The organism is Mesorhizobium sp. RCAM 05104 (assembly GCF_059683645.1).
The window spans coordinates 6,226,055-6,241,227 of the sequence record NZ_CM185033.1; the positions used below are offsets into that span (position 1 = coordinate 6,226,055).

The following is a 15,173-nucleotide window of genomic DNA, read 5'->3' on the forward strand; positions in this document are numbered from 1 at the left end:
CCCATGATATAGCCTCCTCTTAAAGAGCTATGGCTGGGAGTCTAGGTTCATTTGTGCCACAGGCAAGCGGAAAATGTGCTGCATTGCGACGTGATTGTGGGATTTGCGACCTCGGTTTTGCCGTTAGGTGTTGAAACTCCTAGGCAAAAACCGGGTTCGGACCTGTGAATAAATTATGGCGGTGGTGTGTCGCTGCCGTGGCATGGCAGCGCTACCGCATCGACCCGGAAGTCGAATTCGACTTCCGGAAAGCACGAAGAGGCGATTCAATTGAAGGGGCTGGAGCGTCCTTCGCACGTCCAGTTGGACGCGCGGCGCTCTAACCTCGAGCGAACACTCGCCCGTCGATGGTGACGAGGCCAAGCGCGATCAGCACCACGCCGCCGATTTCGAACAGTTCGAGCCGCTCGCCGAGGAAAAGGAAACCAAGCATCATGGCGCTGGCCGGCACGATGAGCGTGACCAGCGAGGCGTTGGTGGCGCCGGCCGAGGCGACGAGGTTGAAATAGAGGATGTAGGCGAAGGCGGTGGACAGCAGCGCCAGCGCCAGCACCGCCGCCCACACCGGGGGCGACGCCGAGAACAGGCCAGCCGGGCCATAGGTGAAGAGCACGATCGGAATCGTGATGATGGTCGAGGCGGTCAGCTGTCCGGTGGCGATGACCGGCGAGGGCACGCCCTTGAAGCGGCGCGCGACCATCAGGGCAATCCCATAGGACAGCGAAGCGCCGATCAGCGCGAATTTGGCCCAGACCGGGCCGCCGAGCCCGGCAAGCAGCCCGGGACCGATCATCACCGCCGTGCCGGCGACGCCGAGCGCAATGCCGACGAGTTTGTTCCAGGAGAGTTTCTCGTCTGATGTCAGCGCGTTGGCGAGGATCAGCGTCCAGAATGGCGTCGTGGCGTTGAGCACCGAGGCGACACCGGCGCCAAGCTGGGTCTGGCCGGCGAAGATCAGCGAGAAGGGGATGACATTGTTGGTGAGCGCCAGCAGGAAGAACAGGCCGGCGTGAGGAAAAGCGAGCCGGAAAGACGGTCCGCGCAGCCCAAGATAGACCTGCAGCGCCATCGCGGCGATGGCGACGCGAAACAGCACCAGCACCAGCGGATGAAGCTCAGCCACCGCGATGCGGGCGAAGAAGAACGAGCCGCCCCAGATCGCGCCGAGCAGCAGGAGCTGTCCCCAGTCCTTGAGCACCATCGGCCCGCGTGGCGTGGATGTCGCGGCTATTGCCATGTGATCGTCCTCCCAGACGCCCTGAATGCCAGCCAGTCAGGCGGAAGGCATATCGGGTTTGGCGACAAGGGCCACCCGAAACCTGATTGATGGCAGACGTTGCCGTCAAAGACCTAGCGCCGCTGCGTCAGGGCCGCGAGACACAGAATTGTTTTCATTAGCCGCTAGCTTGGATTAATTGTGCGCAGCCGAGGTGAGGATTCGTCCATGCAGCGATTCGAGAATGCCCGCGAGGCGGCACTGGCGCTTCGCCCGGACGATCCGATCTATTGCTTTCGCCCGCAGGTGCTGAAGGCCGATGCGCGGCAGTTCATGGGCATGTTCCCGGGCAAGACCGCTTATGCGGTCAAGACCAATGGCGAGCAGATCGTGCTGAAGACCCTGGTCGAGGCCGGCGTCAATGCCTTCGACGTCGCTTCGCCCGGTGAGTTCGCCGCCGTGCGCGCCGTCTCCGCCGATGCCGAGATGCTCTACATGCACCCGGTCAAGGCGCAGTCGGACATCAAGCTGGCGCTGGAGAAGTACGGCATCCGCGTCATTTCGCTCGACCATGAGGACGAGATCACCAAGCTGACGCGGGTAGTGCGCGCGCTTGACATCGATCCGGGCTCGATCAGCGTGTTCGTGCGGGTGCAGACCAAGGGCCTCGCGGCCTACGAATTGTCGAAGAAGTTCGGCGCCGGGCCTGCCTATGCGGTCGAACTGGCGGAGCGGCTGAACCGCACCGGCTACAAGGTTGGCCTGTGCTTTCATGTCGGCAGCCAGATCGAGGATCCCGACACTTATGAGCGGGCGCTGGCCTCGGCCGACTGGGTACGCAACCGGCTGACCTTCGACATTGCCGGGCTCGATGTCGGCGGCGGTTTTCCGGCCGAATACGGGCACGATCCCAACCGCAAGCAGATCGAGATGCCGTCGCTCGGCCAGATCATGTCGCGGCTGTCCGGCGACCTGAAAGAATACCAGTTCGACCAGATGCCGCTGGTCGCGGAGCCGGGCCGGGTGATCGTCGCGCGTTGCCTGTCCCTGATCGTGCGCGTGCTGCTGCGCAAGGGCAAGCGGCTCTACATCAATGACGGCATCTGGGCATCGCTGTCGGATTCATGGACCGGCAAGATCACGCTGCCGGCACGCTTCATTCCCGACCCGGCGATCCGCTCGCGCAATGGCGAGGAAAAGAACATCGTGCCGTTCAAGGTCTGCGGGGCGACCTGCGATTCCGTCGACATCCTGTCGCGGCCGTTCTGGCTGCCGGAAACGGTCGACACCGGCGACTGGATCGAGATCGGCCATATCGGCGCCTACTCGCTATCGCTCAGGACCCGCTTCAACGGCTTTTATCCCGACACCTTCGTCGAGGTGACGACGCCGTTCGACGAGGGCGACGCGCCACAAGGGTTTGCCAGCCTGGAGACAATGGCGGATTAAGTTGCTTCCTTCTCCCACAGGGGGAGAAGGAAGAGGAGCTAAAGCCTCGCCAGCAGATCCGGCGTTGGCCAGCCATCCACTGGCAGGCCAAGCCGCATCTGCTCCTTGCGGATCGCTTCGCGGGTGTTGGTGCCCAGGATGCCGTCGACGGTGCCGACGTCGTAGCCCCTGGCTTCCAGCTTGGTCTGCAAGGCCTTCATCTGCTCGTTGTCGAGGCCGGTCTCGGGATCGCGCGGATCGAACTGCGGCGCGCCCGCCAGCCTGTTGGCGAGGTTGGCTGCGGTCAGCGCGTAGGTAAAGGACTGGTTCCACTCGAGATAGACGTCGAAATTGTCGTAGGTGAGGAAGGCAGGACCCTTGCGCCCCATCGGCAAGGCCAGGCCGGCCTTCAGGCCGTTGTCGACCAGCGGGGTGCCGTTCGGGTTGGTGACCCCCCACAGCGCCCATTGCGACAGCGGCAATTTGTTGGTGCGTCCGGTCTGGTCCCACGGCATGTCTTCGGGCAGGCGGACTTCCTCGATCCAGGGCTGGTCGCGCTTCCAGCCGCGCGACAGCACCTTGTTGGCCGTGGTCATGATGACGTCCGGGACACTGTTGCGCAGGTCGACCTTGCCGTCACCGTCGCCGTCGACGCCACGCGCCAGATAGTCCGAAGGCAGGATCTGCGTCTGGCCGATCTCGCCGGCCCAGGCGCCCGTGACGTTCTCCGGCAGCACACCGCGATCGATCAGCGTCAAAAGAGGGATGAGTTGCGGCCGGAAAAGCTGTGGGCGGCGGCAATCATGGGAGAGCGTCACCAGGGCGCTCAGCGTGTGGAAATCGCCCTGCACGGCGCCGAAATCGGTTTCCAGCGCCCAGAAGGCTGCGATGATCGGTGCCTGGACGCCGAACTGCTGGTCGGCGCGAGCGAAGACGTCGGCGTATTTCTTCAGGTTTGCCGCACCCTGCTTCAGCCGGTAGGCCGAGATCATGCGGTTGGAGAATTCGATGAAGGTCTGGGTAAAGACGCCCTGGGCGCGGTCGCGCGCCAGGACCTTGTCGTCGATGGTCGCATCCTCCAGCGCGTCGAGGCCGGCGGCGCCGACGCCAGCCGCCTTGGCTTCCGCCGCCACGCCCTGCTTCCAGGCTTCGAAGTCGCCGCCGCATTCCTGCGCCATCGCCGGCAAGGCCGTGGCGCACAAGAACAGCGCCGCGAGGGCTTTCGAACGCAGTCGCATCGGCTTCCTTTCGACATTCAGAATTCCAAGGCGTCCTTGCGCAGCCATAAGGGCGCGGAGCTTCGGAGTACCGGCGGTTGCAGACTTTACCGCTGGCTGTGTCGAAAAGCAGGCGGCAAGCCCGGTGTCAACGGGTGTTCTGCCGCAGCCACTTGTTCCAGGCGGCTTCACTGCCGTTGAAGACGTTGATGTCGGACTTGCCGGTCATGCCGGGAACGATGCCGGTTCCGGTATACTGCCAGAAGGTGAAGGGGTGGCTGCCGTACTTCTCGCGCGGATGGCCGGCAACGGAGCGCAACCAGTAGGGATAGCCGCGGAAGGTCGACAGCTGGTTGTCGTCGAAGAAATCGACCGAGGTGTAGATGATCGGTTTCTTGCCGTAGTGCCGTTCGACGATTTCGAGGAAGGTGGTCATCTCCGCGCGCACCGTGGCGGCGTCGGGGCGCAGCCTGCAGGTCGGCGATTTCGGGTTCCATTCCATGTCGAGGACCGGCGGCATCGCCGAGCGATCGACGGGGACATTCCGGATGAACCAGCGCGCCTGCTGGGCCGCGGGGGTGCAGAAATAGAAGAAATGATAGGCCGCGCGCGGAACACCGTTGGCTTTCGTGCGGGCCCAATGCTCGTTGAAATGGTCATCGAAGCGGTCGCCGCCCTCCGTCGCCTTGATGAAGGCGAATGAGATGCCGCTGGCCTTGGCCGCCGACCAGTCGACCGAGGTCTGGTATTTGGAGACGTCGGTGCCATGAACGGCATAGTTCCACGGCGCGCCACTGTCCCATTCATGCGGCTTGGAATCGCCGAAGCGGGGCGCGCGCACGGCAACCGTCTGGCTGCTGGAGGGCGACAGCGGCGAGAGATCGTCCACGGTCGAGCAGCCGCCGAGCAGCGTCAGCATGAAAAGGGCCGCAAGACGGCGCATCGCAATTCCCGAGCCGGATTCAGCCGGTCGCTGATGGGTCTGTGATTCGATGGCCGCCGCTTGGTCAGGCCCCCTCCGAGCGATCGCCCCACAGCATCGCCCAGCATCATTTCATGCATGTCGTTGTCCCGAAACCGCTGCGCACTTTTGGGCGACATGCATCCTGTGATCGCCGATCATGGTTGATAATCAGTTGACGGCGCTCGACAAGCACCACGATTTGCGGAAGCAATGGCGGCAAATCGATGACATAAGGCTCAGGCGAGAGCCTGGGGGGAAATAAATGCGGATCGTCGTCAAGCTCATCAAATGGCTTCTCGGCCTGATCGTGCTGGCGGTCGCCGCCTTGTTTGCCTGGCTTTACATCGCGCCGCCCGAATTGATCCGCGTCGGCGCGGGCTATTCGGCCAAGATCGTGTGCTCCAATGTCTTCATCGCCGGCCGCGACCCCAAAGAGGTGCTTGCCGTCGACGTGCAGGCGCCCGGCCATCCTTTGCTGCGGCTGATGCAGGTTTCGGTGGACAAGAACCGGGGCACGGTCTCGGCGGGGCTGCTTGGTTTCCTCGGCAAGAGCATCGCCGTCGCCCGCGACGGGCTGGGCTGCGCCTCGGTTCCCGATGGCGATGTCGGCAAGGCGCGGCACACGGTGATCCATGGCGAGCCGTCGGCGACCAGTCAGGATGCGCTGTGGCCGGAAGGCGAGCGGGTCGATGCATCGCAGGACCCGGTGATTGCAAAGCTGCTCGACGATGCGGCGCTGACCGGCACCGGCATGCGCGCGGTGGTGGTGGTCAAGAACGGCCGCGTCGTCGCCGAGCGCTACGGCGCCGGCTTCTCGGAAAAGACGCCGCTGCTCGGCTGGTCGATGACCAAGACTGTGAACGCCGCGCTCATCGGCACGCTGGTCAAGGATGGCAAGATGGCTGTCACTGACAAGGGGCTGTTCGCGCCGTGGAAGGCCGACGGCCGTGCCGCGATCACCCTTGCCGACATGATGGCGATGTCAAGCGGGCTGGAGTTCAACGAGGATTATGGCGACGTCGCGGATGTCACGCGCATGCTCTACCTGGAACCCGATATGGCGGGCTTTGCCGAAGCCAAGCCGCTGGTGGCCGAGGTCGGCAAGGTGTTTTCCTATTCGAGCGGCACGGCGGTGATGCTGTCGCGCCTCTGGCAAGGCGCGATCGGGGACAAGGCCAAGGCGCTGACGTGGCCGCGCACGGCGCTGTTCGAGCCGCTCGGCATGCACAGCGCGGTGCTCGAGACCGACGAGCAAGGCACCTTCGTCGGCTCGTCCTATCTCTACGCCACGGCGCATGACTGGGCGCGCTTCGGCCAGTTCCTGTTGCAAGGAGGCGTGTGGAACGGCAACCAGGTGCTGCCGGCCGGCTTCGTCGACTGGATGCGGGAGCCGGCGCCCGCCTCGAAGGTCTACGGCAAGGGTCAGCTGTGGATCGAGGCACCGGGCGACGAGGATAGCCCGGGCGCCGGTGTCGCGGCCGGCCTGCCCAAGGACACCTACTGGATGGAAGGGCATGACGGGCAAACGGTCACCATCATTCCTTCGGAGCAGCTAGTGGTGGTGCGGCTCGGACTGACGCCGGCCAACCTCGGCTACCGCCCGCAGACGATGGTGGGGGCGCTGGTGAAGGCGCTGCATTAGCAGCCTACCGGGGCAACCCTATCACGCCGAGCCAGGCATAACCGCGATAAAGCGTGCGGAACCGGAAGCTTGCGCCGGTTCGCCGAGATTCCGATTCCAGAACCTCGCGCAGGGTCGAGCGTGGTGCGACGTGGAATTTCCTGAGCCAGCCGCGCAGCAGGGTCCGGAACCAGCGCGGCAGGCCCTCCTGCTGGCCGAAGTCGACGACATGCAGCGAACCGTTGGGGGAGAGGGCGGCAAGTGCCGCGGACACCGTCTTCTCCCAGCCAGGGATCATCGACAGCGAATAGGACACGAAGATGCGATCGAAGCCAACGCGTCCGAACAGTGCCTTGGCATCGAATGCCGTGGCGTCGCCCTGGGCGAGCGTGATACGATCGACCAAGCCTTCGCGGGCAATCGCAGTGCTGGCCGTCTCCAGCATTTCGGCTGAAATATCGAGACCGAAGAAGCGGGCGTCTGGGTAGCGGCGGGCGGCGAGGACGATGTTGCGGCCGGTGCCGCAGCCGAGTTCCAGCACGGTGCCGCCAGCCGGAACATCCAGCCCGTCGATCAGCCGGTCGCGGCCGAGCAGATAATATTTGCGGGTCAGGTCGTAGATGTGGCGCTGCCAGCGGTAGACGCCGTCCATCAGTTCGGCATGGCTGGCCGGCAGCTCCGTCGTGCTCATGCGGCGCGCTTCACATAGAGGTGGAAGCCGCCATAGATGGCCGAACGGTCACGGGCCGAGAATTCGCGCGAGGCCTCGTTCTGGTAGTCCCACTGGTCGAGCAGCGAGGTGGAGACGCGGCCGGGCAACAGGCTGGGTTCGGCAGCGGTGCGGAAGATGACGCGAGCACCGGTGGAAGCGGTGCGGGTGATTTCCGCCCACAGCGCATTGAGCTGCTCGTCGGTCATCCAGTCCTGCGCGTCGAGCAGGACGAAACGGTCGACCGAGCCGGCATCCTTGCCGGCGAGGAACTCGATCAGATTGGCGTGGTGGATGGCGACGCGGTCGATGTTGCCGCGGATGGTGTCGTAATTCCGCTTTTCCAGATAGGCGGGCAGGGCGGCCTCGCCGGGTTCGGGATAGCGGCGGGCGAAGGCCTGCCAGGCGAAGTAGTTGCTCTGCAATGGGAAATCGCAGGCGAGCTTTTCCAGTCGGGCTTTCAGTACGCTGGCCATGGTGCCGTCACCCGAGGTGATCAGCGAATCGTACTGCGCTGGTGGAATGCCGAGGCCGAACAGCGAAGCCTTGCGCGAGGTTGCCCATTTCAGCAGCGGTTTGTCGAACACGGGCGCCAGCTCCTCGTTGAAGAAGCGACGCTGCTCGCCGATGTTGCGGGCCTGCATGATGCCGGCTGGGTCGACGCCGAAGAATTTTGCCGTGCGATGGCCCATGGCGATGAACAGGCCGAGCAGGCCGGTCTGGTAGAAATTGCTGTCAAAGACGGCGATGCGCCGGCGGCCGCGCCAGTTGCGGCGCTCCCAATAGTGACGGCTGACCGGATCGAGACGCGGTGCGATGAACCGGTCGTAGGCTTGCGAATTGTGGCTGGTGTCTGCGGCACCGAAGAAGCGGAACAGGTCGCCCTGCGACGGCAAATGGCGCACCGCCTCCAGCTTCATGCGGTTCAGCGCGATGTGCGCGGCGTTGAGGTCGACCGCGTCGACCCGTGCCGGCGAGCGGGTGAGGTAGGCCAGGATGTTGCAGCCGCCCGAGGCGATGGTGACGACACGGTGGCCCTGGCCAAGCTGCATGGCCTCCATGTCGACATCGGGGTCTTCCCAGATCTGCGGATAGACGAGGCCGGAAAACAGGAAGGCGAACAGCCGTTCCGAAATGCCGGCTTTCGACAGCGGGCGGTTCTGGTAGACGGCTTTTCCAACTTCCTTGCCGCGGCGAAAAACCAGATCTGCGGAAACGTCCGTCATGGCAAGCTGATTCCCCATTTGCTTTGCCGCAAGCGGGTAGCGCAGGGTCATGACAGGCCGGTGACAGCCTGTTGACGTCAGTTCAGGCCTTGCCGAATCCGCCCGGCGTCGGCGTCGTCAGAATGACGGCGTCGCCCGCCTGAAGCACGGTCTGGTCGCAGGCTTTCAGCATTTCGATCGTGCCGTTCTTGCGACGGATCTTGGTCGAGCCGACCTCGCCGTCGCCGCCGCCGTCCAGGCCTTGCGGAGGCCGATTGCGATGCGAGGACAGGATCGCGCACTCCATCTTTTCGAGGAAGCGGATGGTGCGTTTGGTGCCGTCGCCGGCATTCCATCGGCCTTTGCCGCCGGAGCCTTCGCGGATGTGGAAATCCTCGAGCAGCACGGGAAAGCGCAGTTCCAGCACTTCCGGGTCGGTGAGGCGCGAATTGGTCATGTGGGTGTGGACGCCGGAGGTGCCGGCAAAGCCGCGTCCGGAGTTCATGTGCCCGGCCGGTGAGCCGGAGCAGATCGTTTCGTAGTACTGGTACTGCTTGTTGCCGAAGGTGAGGTTGTTCATCGTTCCCTGCGCATTGGCCATGGCGCCCATGGCGCCGAACAGCGCGTTGGTGACATGCTGCGAGGTCTCGACATTGCCGGCGACGACTGCCGCCGGATAGGACGGTTTGAGCATGCAGCCGTCGGGGATGATGATGTTGATGGGCCGCAGACAGCCGGCATTCATCGGGATCATGTCCTCGACCATGACGCGGAAGGCATAGAGCACCGCGGCGCGCGCGACCGGTTCGGGCGCGTTGAAATTGTTCTTCATCACCGGCGATGTGCCGGTGAAGTCGACGGTCGCCTCGCGCTTTTGCCGGTCGACCGTGATCTTCACCTTGATGACCTGGCCGGTGTCGGTCGGGTACTCATATTGCGAGGAATCCGGCAGCCGTTCCAGCACGCGGCGCACGCTTTCGGCGGCATTGTCCTGGACATGACCCATATAGGCCACGACGACATCGAGGCCGAAATGCGCGACCATCTTGCGCAGTTCGGCGACACCCTTCTCGTTGGCGGCGATCTGCGCCTTGAGGTCGGCGATGTTCTGGTGCGGGTTGCGGGCCGGGTAGCGGTGGTCGGTGAGCAGCGTATGCAGTTCCTTCTCGCGGAATTTTCCACAATCGACGATGCGGAAATTGTCGAACAGCACGCCTTCCTCGTCGACCGTGGTGGCGAGCGGCGTCATCGAGCCGGGCGCCGTGCCGCCAATGTCGGCGTGGTGGCCGCGCGAGGCCGCCCAGAAGAGGATGTTCTGCTTGATGTCGTCGAAGACCGGCGTCACCACGGTGATATCGGGCAGATGCGTGCCGCCATTGTAGGGTGCATTGAGGGCAAAGACGTCGCCGGGGTGGATGTCGCCGGAATTGAGCCGGATGATGGTTTCGACCGAACGATCCATGGAGCCCAGATGCACCGGCATGTGCGGCGCATTGGCGACCAGGGCGCCGCTGTGGTCGAAGACGGCACAGGAAAAATCCAGCCTTTCCTTGATGTTGACGGAATAGGCGGTGTTCTGCAAGGTCACGCCCATCTGCTCGGCGATCGACATGAAGAGGTTGTTGAAGACTTCCAGCATGACCGGATCGGCTTCGGTGCCGAGCGCCGCCTGCCGGCGCTTTTTCTCGACGCGGCGCAAGAGCACATGGTTCCTGGCGGTGATCTGGGCCTGCCAGCCGGGCTCGACGACAACGGTCTGGTTTGGCTCGATAATCAAAGCGGGACCGGCAATGCTGTTGCCCGGCTTCAACGCGTCGCGAAGGAAGACGCCGGAAGCACGCCACGCCCCTTCGGTGAAGATTTCGCGGGTCTGCGAAGGGCTTAAGGTGAGATCTTCGGTTTCTGAATCATTTTCGTCGCGGCGAGCACCGCCGGTGTCGGTGCCTTCGACGCCGACTGTCTCGACGATCATCGGCTTGTCGTCATAGACGAAACCGAACTGCGCCTTGTGGGCGATTTCGAAATCGCGCTTGGCCTGGAAAATCGAGTCCTCCTCGAAATTCACCGGCAGTGTCGTGTCAGTGCCGTCATAGCGGATGTGCAGCACCGGCTTCGCGGCGACGGCATCCTCGGCGATGCCTTGCGCCGCGAGCTCGGCGATGACGGCTTTTCTCAAGGTGGCAATGAGGGTGGCGATCTCGGTTCTCGACTCTTCGGCAAGAGGCTTGAGCAGTGCCTGCTGGCGTGAGGCAAAGACCGAGGCCAAACCGATGCCGTAGGCTGAAAGCAGACCGGAGAACGGGTGGATCAGCACCGCCTCCATGCCGAGTGCGTCAGCGACCAGGCAGGCGTGCTGGCCGCCGGCGCCACCAAAGCAGTTCAGGAGATATTCGGTGACGTCGTAGCCACGCTGCACGGAAATCTTCTTGATGGCGTTGGCCATGTTCTCGACGGCGATGGTGATGAAGCCTTCGGCAACTGCTTCCGGCGGCCGGCCATCGCCGATCTCGGCGGCGAGCGCCGCGAATTTCTCGCGCACGATCCCGACATCGAGCGGCTCGTCCTGGCCGGGGCCGAAGATCGCGGGGAAGAATTCCGGCTGCAGCTTGCCCAGCATGACGTTGGCGTCGGTGACGGCCAGGGGGCCGCCGCGCCGGTAAGCGGCCGGGCCTGGATTGGCGCCGGCGGAGTCCGGCCCGGCACGGAAGCGGCCTGCCTCATAGTGCAGGATCGAGCCGCCGCCGGCGGCGACGGTATGGATGCGCATCATCGGGGCCCGAACGCGCACGCCGGCGACTTCGGTATCGAAGGCGCGCTCATACTCGCCATCATAGTGGGCGACATCGGTGGACGTGCCGCCCATGTCGAAGCCGATGACCTTCTCGAAGCCGGTGAGCTTCGCCGTCTCGACCATGCCGACAACGCCGCCGGCCGGCCCGGACAGCAGCGCATCCTTGCCCTGGAACATGTCGGCGGCGGTGAGGCCGCCAGACGACATCATGAACATGAGGTGCGGGGATTGGTCGCTCTTTCCCGCCGTGACGCCCAGCTCCCCCGCCACCCTTTGCACATAGCGCGACAGGATCGGCGACAGATAGGCGTCGACCACCGTGGTGTCGCCGCGCCCCACCAGCTTGATCAGCGGCGACACCTCGTGGCTGACCGAAACCTGGCCGAAGCCAAGCTTGCGGCAGATTTTTGCCACCGCCTTCTCGTGATCGGGATATTTCCAGGCATGCATGAAGACGATGGCGACGGCGTCGATGCCATCGGCTTTCGCCTGCTCGATCGCCGGCCGGCAGGCTGCGACGTCGAGCAATCGTTCGACGCAGCCGTCGGCGAGCACGCGCTCGTCAACCTCGATGACGCGCTCGTAGAGCTGCTCGGGAAGGATGATCTCCTTGGCGAAGATGTCGGGCCGTGCCTGGTAGGCAATCCTGAGCGCATCGCGAAACCCCTTGGTGATAAGCAACAGGACGCGGTCGCCCTTGCGCTCCAGCAATGCGTTGGTGGCCACCGTGGTGCCCATCTTGATGTCGCCGATCAAGCCGGGCGGGATCGCTGCGCCAGAGCGCAGGCCGAGAAGGTCGCGAATGCCCTGGATGGCGGCATCGGCGTAGGCTTCGGGATTTTCTGACAGAAGCTTGCGCGGATGCAGACCGCCTTGCGGGTCACGACCGATGACATCGGTGAAGGTGCCGCCGCGGTCGATCCAGAAATCCCACTTCGCGGTCATGCGGCATGCTCCGGCATTCTTGTCGATGCAATCTGTTAGTTCGCAATGGCTTAACCTGCAACGGCCATGCGCATGATGTTACATGCGGACACGCAACGTTACGAAACCCATATCCATCTGATGCATTTTCTCTTCGACCGCCTACCGGCAACGGGGGCGTTACTAGAAGGAGAGATATCATGAAGAAACTTATTCTTGCTTCAGTTTCGGCTCTTGCCTTGCTTGGCGTCGCAGCCTGCAGCGACAGCGGCAAAGATAACACCACCACCCAGAGCACCAACCCGCCGGCCGCCGAACAGCCGATGAAGCCTGCTGCTCCGGCCGACAATTCCACCAAGCCCGCCGAGCCGGCTCCGGCAACGCCTGCTCCTGCCCCCGCGCAGTAGTTAGTCCCAGTAGCAGTAGTGTGTATCAGTAAGTGTGTCTTGGGAGAGAAGGCCGGCCTCGCGCCGGCCTTTTCTTTGCTGGGGGTCCTCTTTGCGGGGGGCCTTCACAACCCCGACACCGGCCGTTATTGGCTTGATAGCGGGGACCGGTTGGCTCTATGAAGCGGGCCATGTCGATTTGGGATCGCCTCGGCGACTTCATCACGCGGGTTTCGTCTTCAGCCACGTCGGGTGTCGCCGACGTGGTCGAGGCCGTGCGCACGGTTTTCTCCGGCGATGCCGACCTGCGTCGCCGCGTCGCCTTCTCGGTGGCAATGATCGCGCTTTCGGCCAAGATGGCCAAGGCCGACGGCATCGTCACCCAGGATGAGGTGCGTGCCTTCCAGGAAATATTCGAAGTGCCGCAGAAAGAAGCGCGCAACGTGGCGCGGCTGTTCGATCTCGCCCAGCGCGACGTGGCCGGTTTCGAGACCTATGCCGAGCGGATGGCGCAGCTTTGCGGCTCGGGCCATTCGAACTGCGTGATGCTGGAGGACATACTCGACGGCCTGTTCCATATCGCCAAGGCCGACGGGCTGGTGCATGAGCGTGAAGGCGTTTTCCTGCACCGTATTGCCGAGATTTTCCGCATCGACGAGGCGCATTACGAAAGCATCATGGCGCGGCACGTCAATCTCGGCGCCGGGGATCCCTATATCGTGCTCGGCATCGAGCGCGGCAAGCCGTTCGAGGAAGTCAGGAAGCGGTATCGCAAGCTGGTTTCCGACAACCATCCCGACCGGCTGATCGCGCGCGGCCTGCCGCAGGAGTTCATCAAGATCGCAACGACCAGGGTCGCGGCGATCAACGCCGCCTATGAGATGATCGAGCGGGGCCTGCGGCACGCATGAGCGGCTTCCTGCCCGACGAGCCGCGTGCCGAGGTCAGGGTGTCGCCGAATTTCGGGCCAAGGCGCGACATGCTCAGACCCGACATGATCGTGCTGCATTACACCGGCATGGCGACAGGCGCCGGGGCTGAAGCGTGGCTGTGTGATCCGGCCAGCGAAGTCTCGTCGCACTATCTCGTCCATGAGAATGGCCACATCGTGCAGATGGTCAGGGAAAGCGACCGCGCCTGGCATGCCGGCAAGGGCTCGTGGTTCGGACGCACCGACATCAATTCCTGTTCGGTGGGCATCGAGATCGTCAATCCGGGACATTCGCTCGGCTATCGCGATTTCCCCGGGCGACAGATCGACGCCGTGATTGGCCTGTGCAAGGGGATCGCCAGGCGGCATTCGATCGTTGCCGAGCGGGTGCTGGCGCATTCCGACGTGGCGCCGGGGCGCAAGATCGATCCGGGCGAGAAGTTTCCGTGGAAAGCCCTGTTCGAAGCCGGTGTCGGCCATCTTGTGCCGGCGGCCCCGGTCAGGCGAGGGGCCGCGCTCAAGATCGGCGCCGTGGGCGCCGAGGTCGAGGCGCTGCAGTCGATGTTGGCACTCTATGGTTATGGTGTCGAAATATCGGGCATTTTCGACCAGCGCACGGAGATCGTCGTCGAGGCGTTTCAGCGGCATTTCCGGCCGCGCAAAGTGGATGGCGTTGCGGATGGCTCGACGCTGCGGACGCTGCAAAGACTGCTGGCTTCCGTGAGACCCTGACCCGGAGGAAGGTCTTGGCCAAGTAATCCTTTTCCAATCCTTAGGTTACAACGTGTCACGCAAAGTGACTTGCCCGGCCTTGTTTGACACCAAATCGAGCGTCAAACGGCTGACGTGCAGATATCGGACCCCCAGCCCCCCGGATGTTCCGATATTAATTGAGCGTTGCTGCGTGAATATCTTCGCGCGGTTCAGACAGAACAGGATCACATGCAGAAATTGACCGTTGTAACGGCAGCTCTTGCTGCCGGCGTAATGACTTTTGCGTTCAGCGCCGCGAATGCCGCGCCACTCAGCCAGCGGGGCGATCAAGGTTTCATCGCGGTATCCGCAAAAAGCGGCAAGGCCACGTTGGCCAAAGGCGGCAAGACGCAGGCAAGCCACGGCGCGAAGCGGATTTCCGCCAAAGCGGAAAAGGTAAGCTGGAAAAAGAAATCCACCGCCAAAAGGCCGACGAAGCGCGGCCGCAAGACCATCGACATGACGACAACGGCATCGATTGGTCTCAGGAACGCGGCGGCGTCGACAGCCGCGGTGGCCAGCAGTGGTCAGTATTCCGCGATCGTCGCACGCTATGCCGCGAGCTACGGCGTACCGGTTTCGCTCGCGCAGGCAGTCATCAGGATCGAGAGCAACTACCGGCCGAACATGGTCGGCAGCGCCGGCGAGATCGGCCTGATGCAGATCAAGCCGGCGACGGCACGGATGATGGGCTACAACGGTTCGGCCAAGGGGCTCTTCGATCCGGATACCAACATCAAATACGGGATGAAGTATCTCGCCATGGCGCAGGATCTCGGCGGTGGCACCACCTGCGGCACGATCCTGAAATACAATGCCGGCCATGCCGCGACACGGATGAACCCGGTGTCGGCCGCCTATTGCAGCAAGGTCAAGGTGCAGATGGCGGCGCTGTAGCCATTTGGCTGTGGGGAGCCGGCCGCTTAGAGCGACGTGTGGTCATTCGACCGCACAAAGTACGCTCTAACTCTTTGAGCTATGCCGGCTTTTTCGTTTGCGTTTTCGGACGTGAACCCCTTTATACGCCT

12 protein-coding genes are annotated in these 15,173 nt (G+C 63.4%); 6 read left to right on the forward strand and 6 right to left on the reverse strand.

Annotation, left to right across the window (positions count from 1 at the left end):
* Positions 1-319: 319 nt before the first annotated feature.
* Positions 320-1,237 (reverse strand): DMT family transporter, encoded by a 918-nt coding sequence (locus AC56QP_RS30500; protein ID WP_489862108.1) that lies wholly within the window; start codon positions 1,235-1,237, stop codon positions 320-322.
* Positions 1,238-1,444: 207 nt separating this feature from the next.
* Between AC56QP_RS30500 and AC56QP_RS30505 the strand changes: the two genes are divergently transcribed.
* Complete coding sequence (locus AC56QP_RS30505; protein WP_091580275.1) at positions 1,445-2,665, forward strand: alanine racemase; 1,221 nt, start codon at positions 1,445-1,447, stop codon at positions 2,663-2,665.
* Between the two features lie 38 nt (positions 2,666-2,703).
* Here AC56QP_RS30505 and AC56QP_RS30510 read toward each other — a convergent pair whose 3' ends face one another.
* Both AC56QP_RS30510 and AC56QP_RS30515 read right to left on the reverse strand, forming a co-directional pair.
* A complete protein-coding gene (locus AC56QP_RS30510) occupies positions 2,704-3,882 on the reverse strand; it encodes a lytic murein transglycosylase (RefSeq protein ID WP_489862107.1) in 1,179 nt (392 codons plus the stop codon).
* Positions 3,883-4,009: 127 nt separating this feature from the next.
* Complete coding sequence (locus AC56QP_RS30515) at positions 4,010-4,804, reverse strand: glycoside hydrolase family 25 protein (RefSeq protein ID WP_489862106.1); 795 nt, start codon at positions 4,802-4,804, stop codon at positions 4,010-4,012.
* 283 nt (positions 4,805-5,087) lie between these two features.
* On the opposite strand from AC56QP_RS30515, the gene AC56QP_RS30520 reads away from it, so the two are divergent.
* Positions 5,088-6,467 carry a serine hydrolase domain-containing protein gene (locus AC56QP_RS30520; RefSeq protein ID WP_489862105.1) on the forward strand — a complete coding sequence of 460 codons (1,380 nt, stop codon included), beginning with the start codon at positions 5,088-5,090 and terminating at the stop codon, positions 6,465-6,467.
* Between the two features lie 4 nt (positions 6,468-6,471).
* On the opposite strand, the gene AC56QP_RS30525 is transcribed toward AC56QP_RS30520, so the two are convergent.
* The 3 genes from AC56QP_RS30525 to AC56QP_RS30535 are packed head-to-tail and all read right to left on the reverse strand — an operon-like array spanning position 6,472 to position 12,096.
* Positions 6,472-7,137 carry a class I SAM-dependent methyltransferase gene (locus tag AC56QP_RS30525; protein ID WP_489862104.1) on the reverse strand — a complete coding sequence of 222 codons (666 nt, stop codon included), beginning with the start codon at positions 7,135-7,137 and terminating at the stop codon, positions 6,472-6,474.
* The gene (locus AC56QP_RS30530; RefSeq protein ID WP_489862103.1) at positions 7,134-8,432 is read right to left on the reverse strand and encodes a BtaA family protein; all 1,299 of its coding nucleotides are present in this window, start codon (positions 8,430-8,432) and stop codon (positions 7,134-7,136) included. Before AC56QP_RS30530 ends, AC56QP_RS30525 begins: the two co-directional genes overlap by 4 nt.
* Positions 8,433-8,463: 31 nt before the next feature.
* Complete coding sequence (locus tag AC56QP_RS30535) at positions 8,464-12,096, reverse strand: hydantoinase B/oxoprolinase family protein (RefSeq protein WP_489862102.1); 3,633 nt, start codon at positions 12,094-12,096, stop codon at positions 8,464-8,466.
* A 179-nt stretch (positions 12,097-12,275) separates the two neighbouring features.
* Between AC56QP_RS30535 and AC56QP_RS30540 the strand changes: the two genes are divergently transcribed.
* The 4 genes from AC56QP_RS30540 to AC56QP_RS30555 all read left to right on the forward strand — a co-directional run bounded on the left by AC56QP_RS30540 (position 12,276) and on the right by AC56QP_RS30555 (position 15,042).
* Complete coding sequence (locus tag AC56QP_RS30540; RefSeq protein WP_256751097.1) at positions 12,276-12,482, forward strand: hypothetical protein; 207 nt, start codon at positions 12,276-12,278, stop codon at positions 12,480-12,482.
* A 170-nt stretch (positions 12,483-12,652) separates the two neighbouring features.
* Positions 12,653-13,372 carry a J domain-containing protein gene (locus tag AC56QP_RS30545; protein WP_091580597.1) on the forward strand — a complete coding sequence of 240 codons (720 nt, stop codon included), beginning with the start codon at positions 12,653-12,655 and terminating at the stop codon, positions 13,370-13,372.
* Positions 13,369-14,124 (forward strand): N-acetylmuramoyl-L-alanine amidase, encoded by a 756-nt coding sequence (locus AC56QP_RS30550; RefSeq protein ID WP_489862101.1) that lies wholly within the window; start codon positions 13,369-13,371, stop codon positions 14,122-14,124. The genes AC56QP_RS30545 and AC56QP_RS30550 overlap by 4 nt, the downstream gene beginning before the upstream one ends.
* A gap of 255 nt (positions 14,125-14,379) precedes the next feature.
* Positions 14,380-15,042 carry a lytic transglycosylase domain-containing protein gene (locus tag AC56QP_RS30555; RefSeq protein ID WP_489863479.1) on the forward strand — a complete coding sequence of 221 codons (663 nt, stop codon included), beginning with the start codon at positions 14,380-14,382 and terminating at the stop codon, positions 15,040-15,042.
* Positions 15,043-15,173 lie beyond the last annotated feature (131 nt).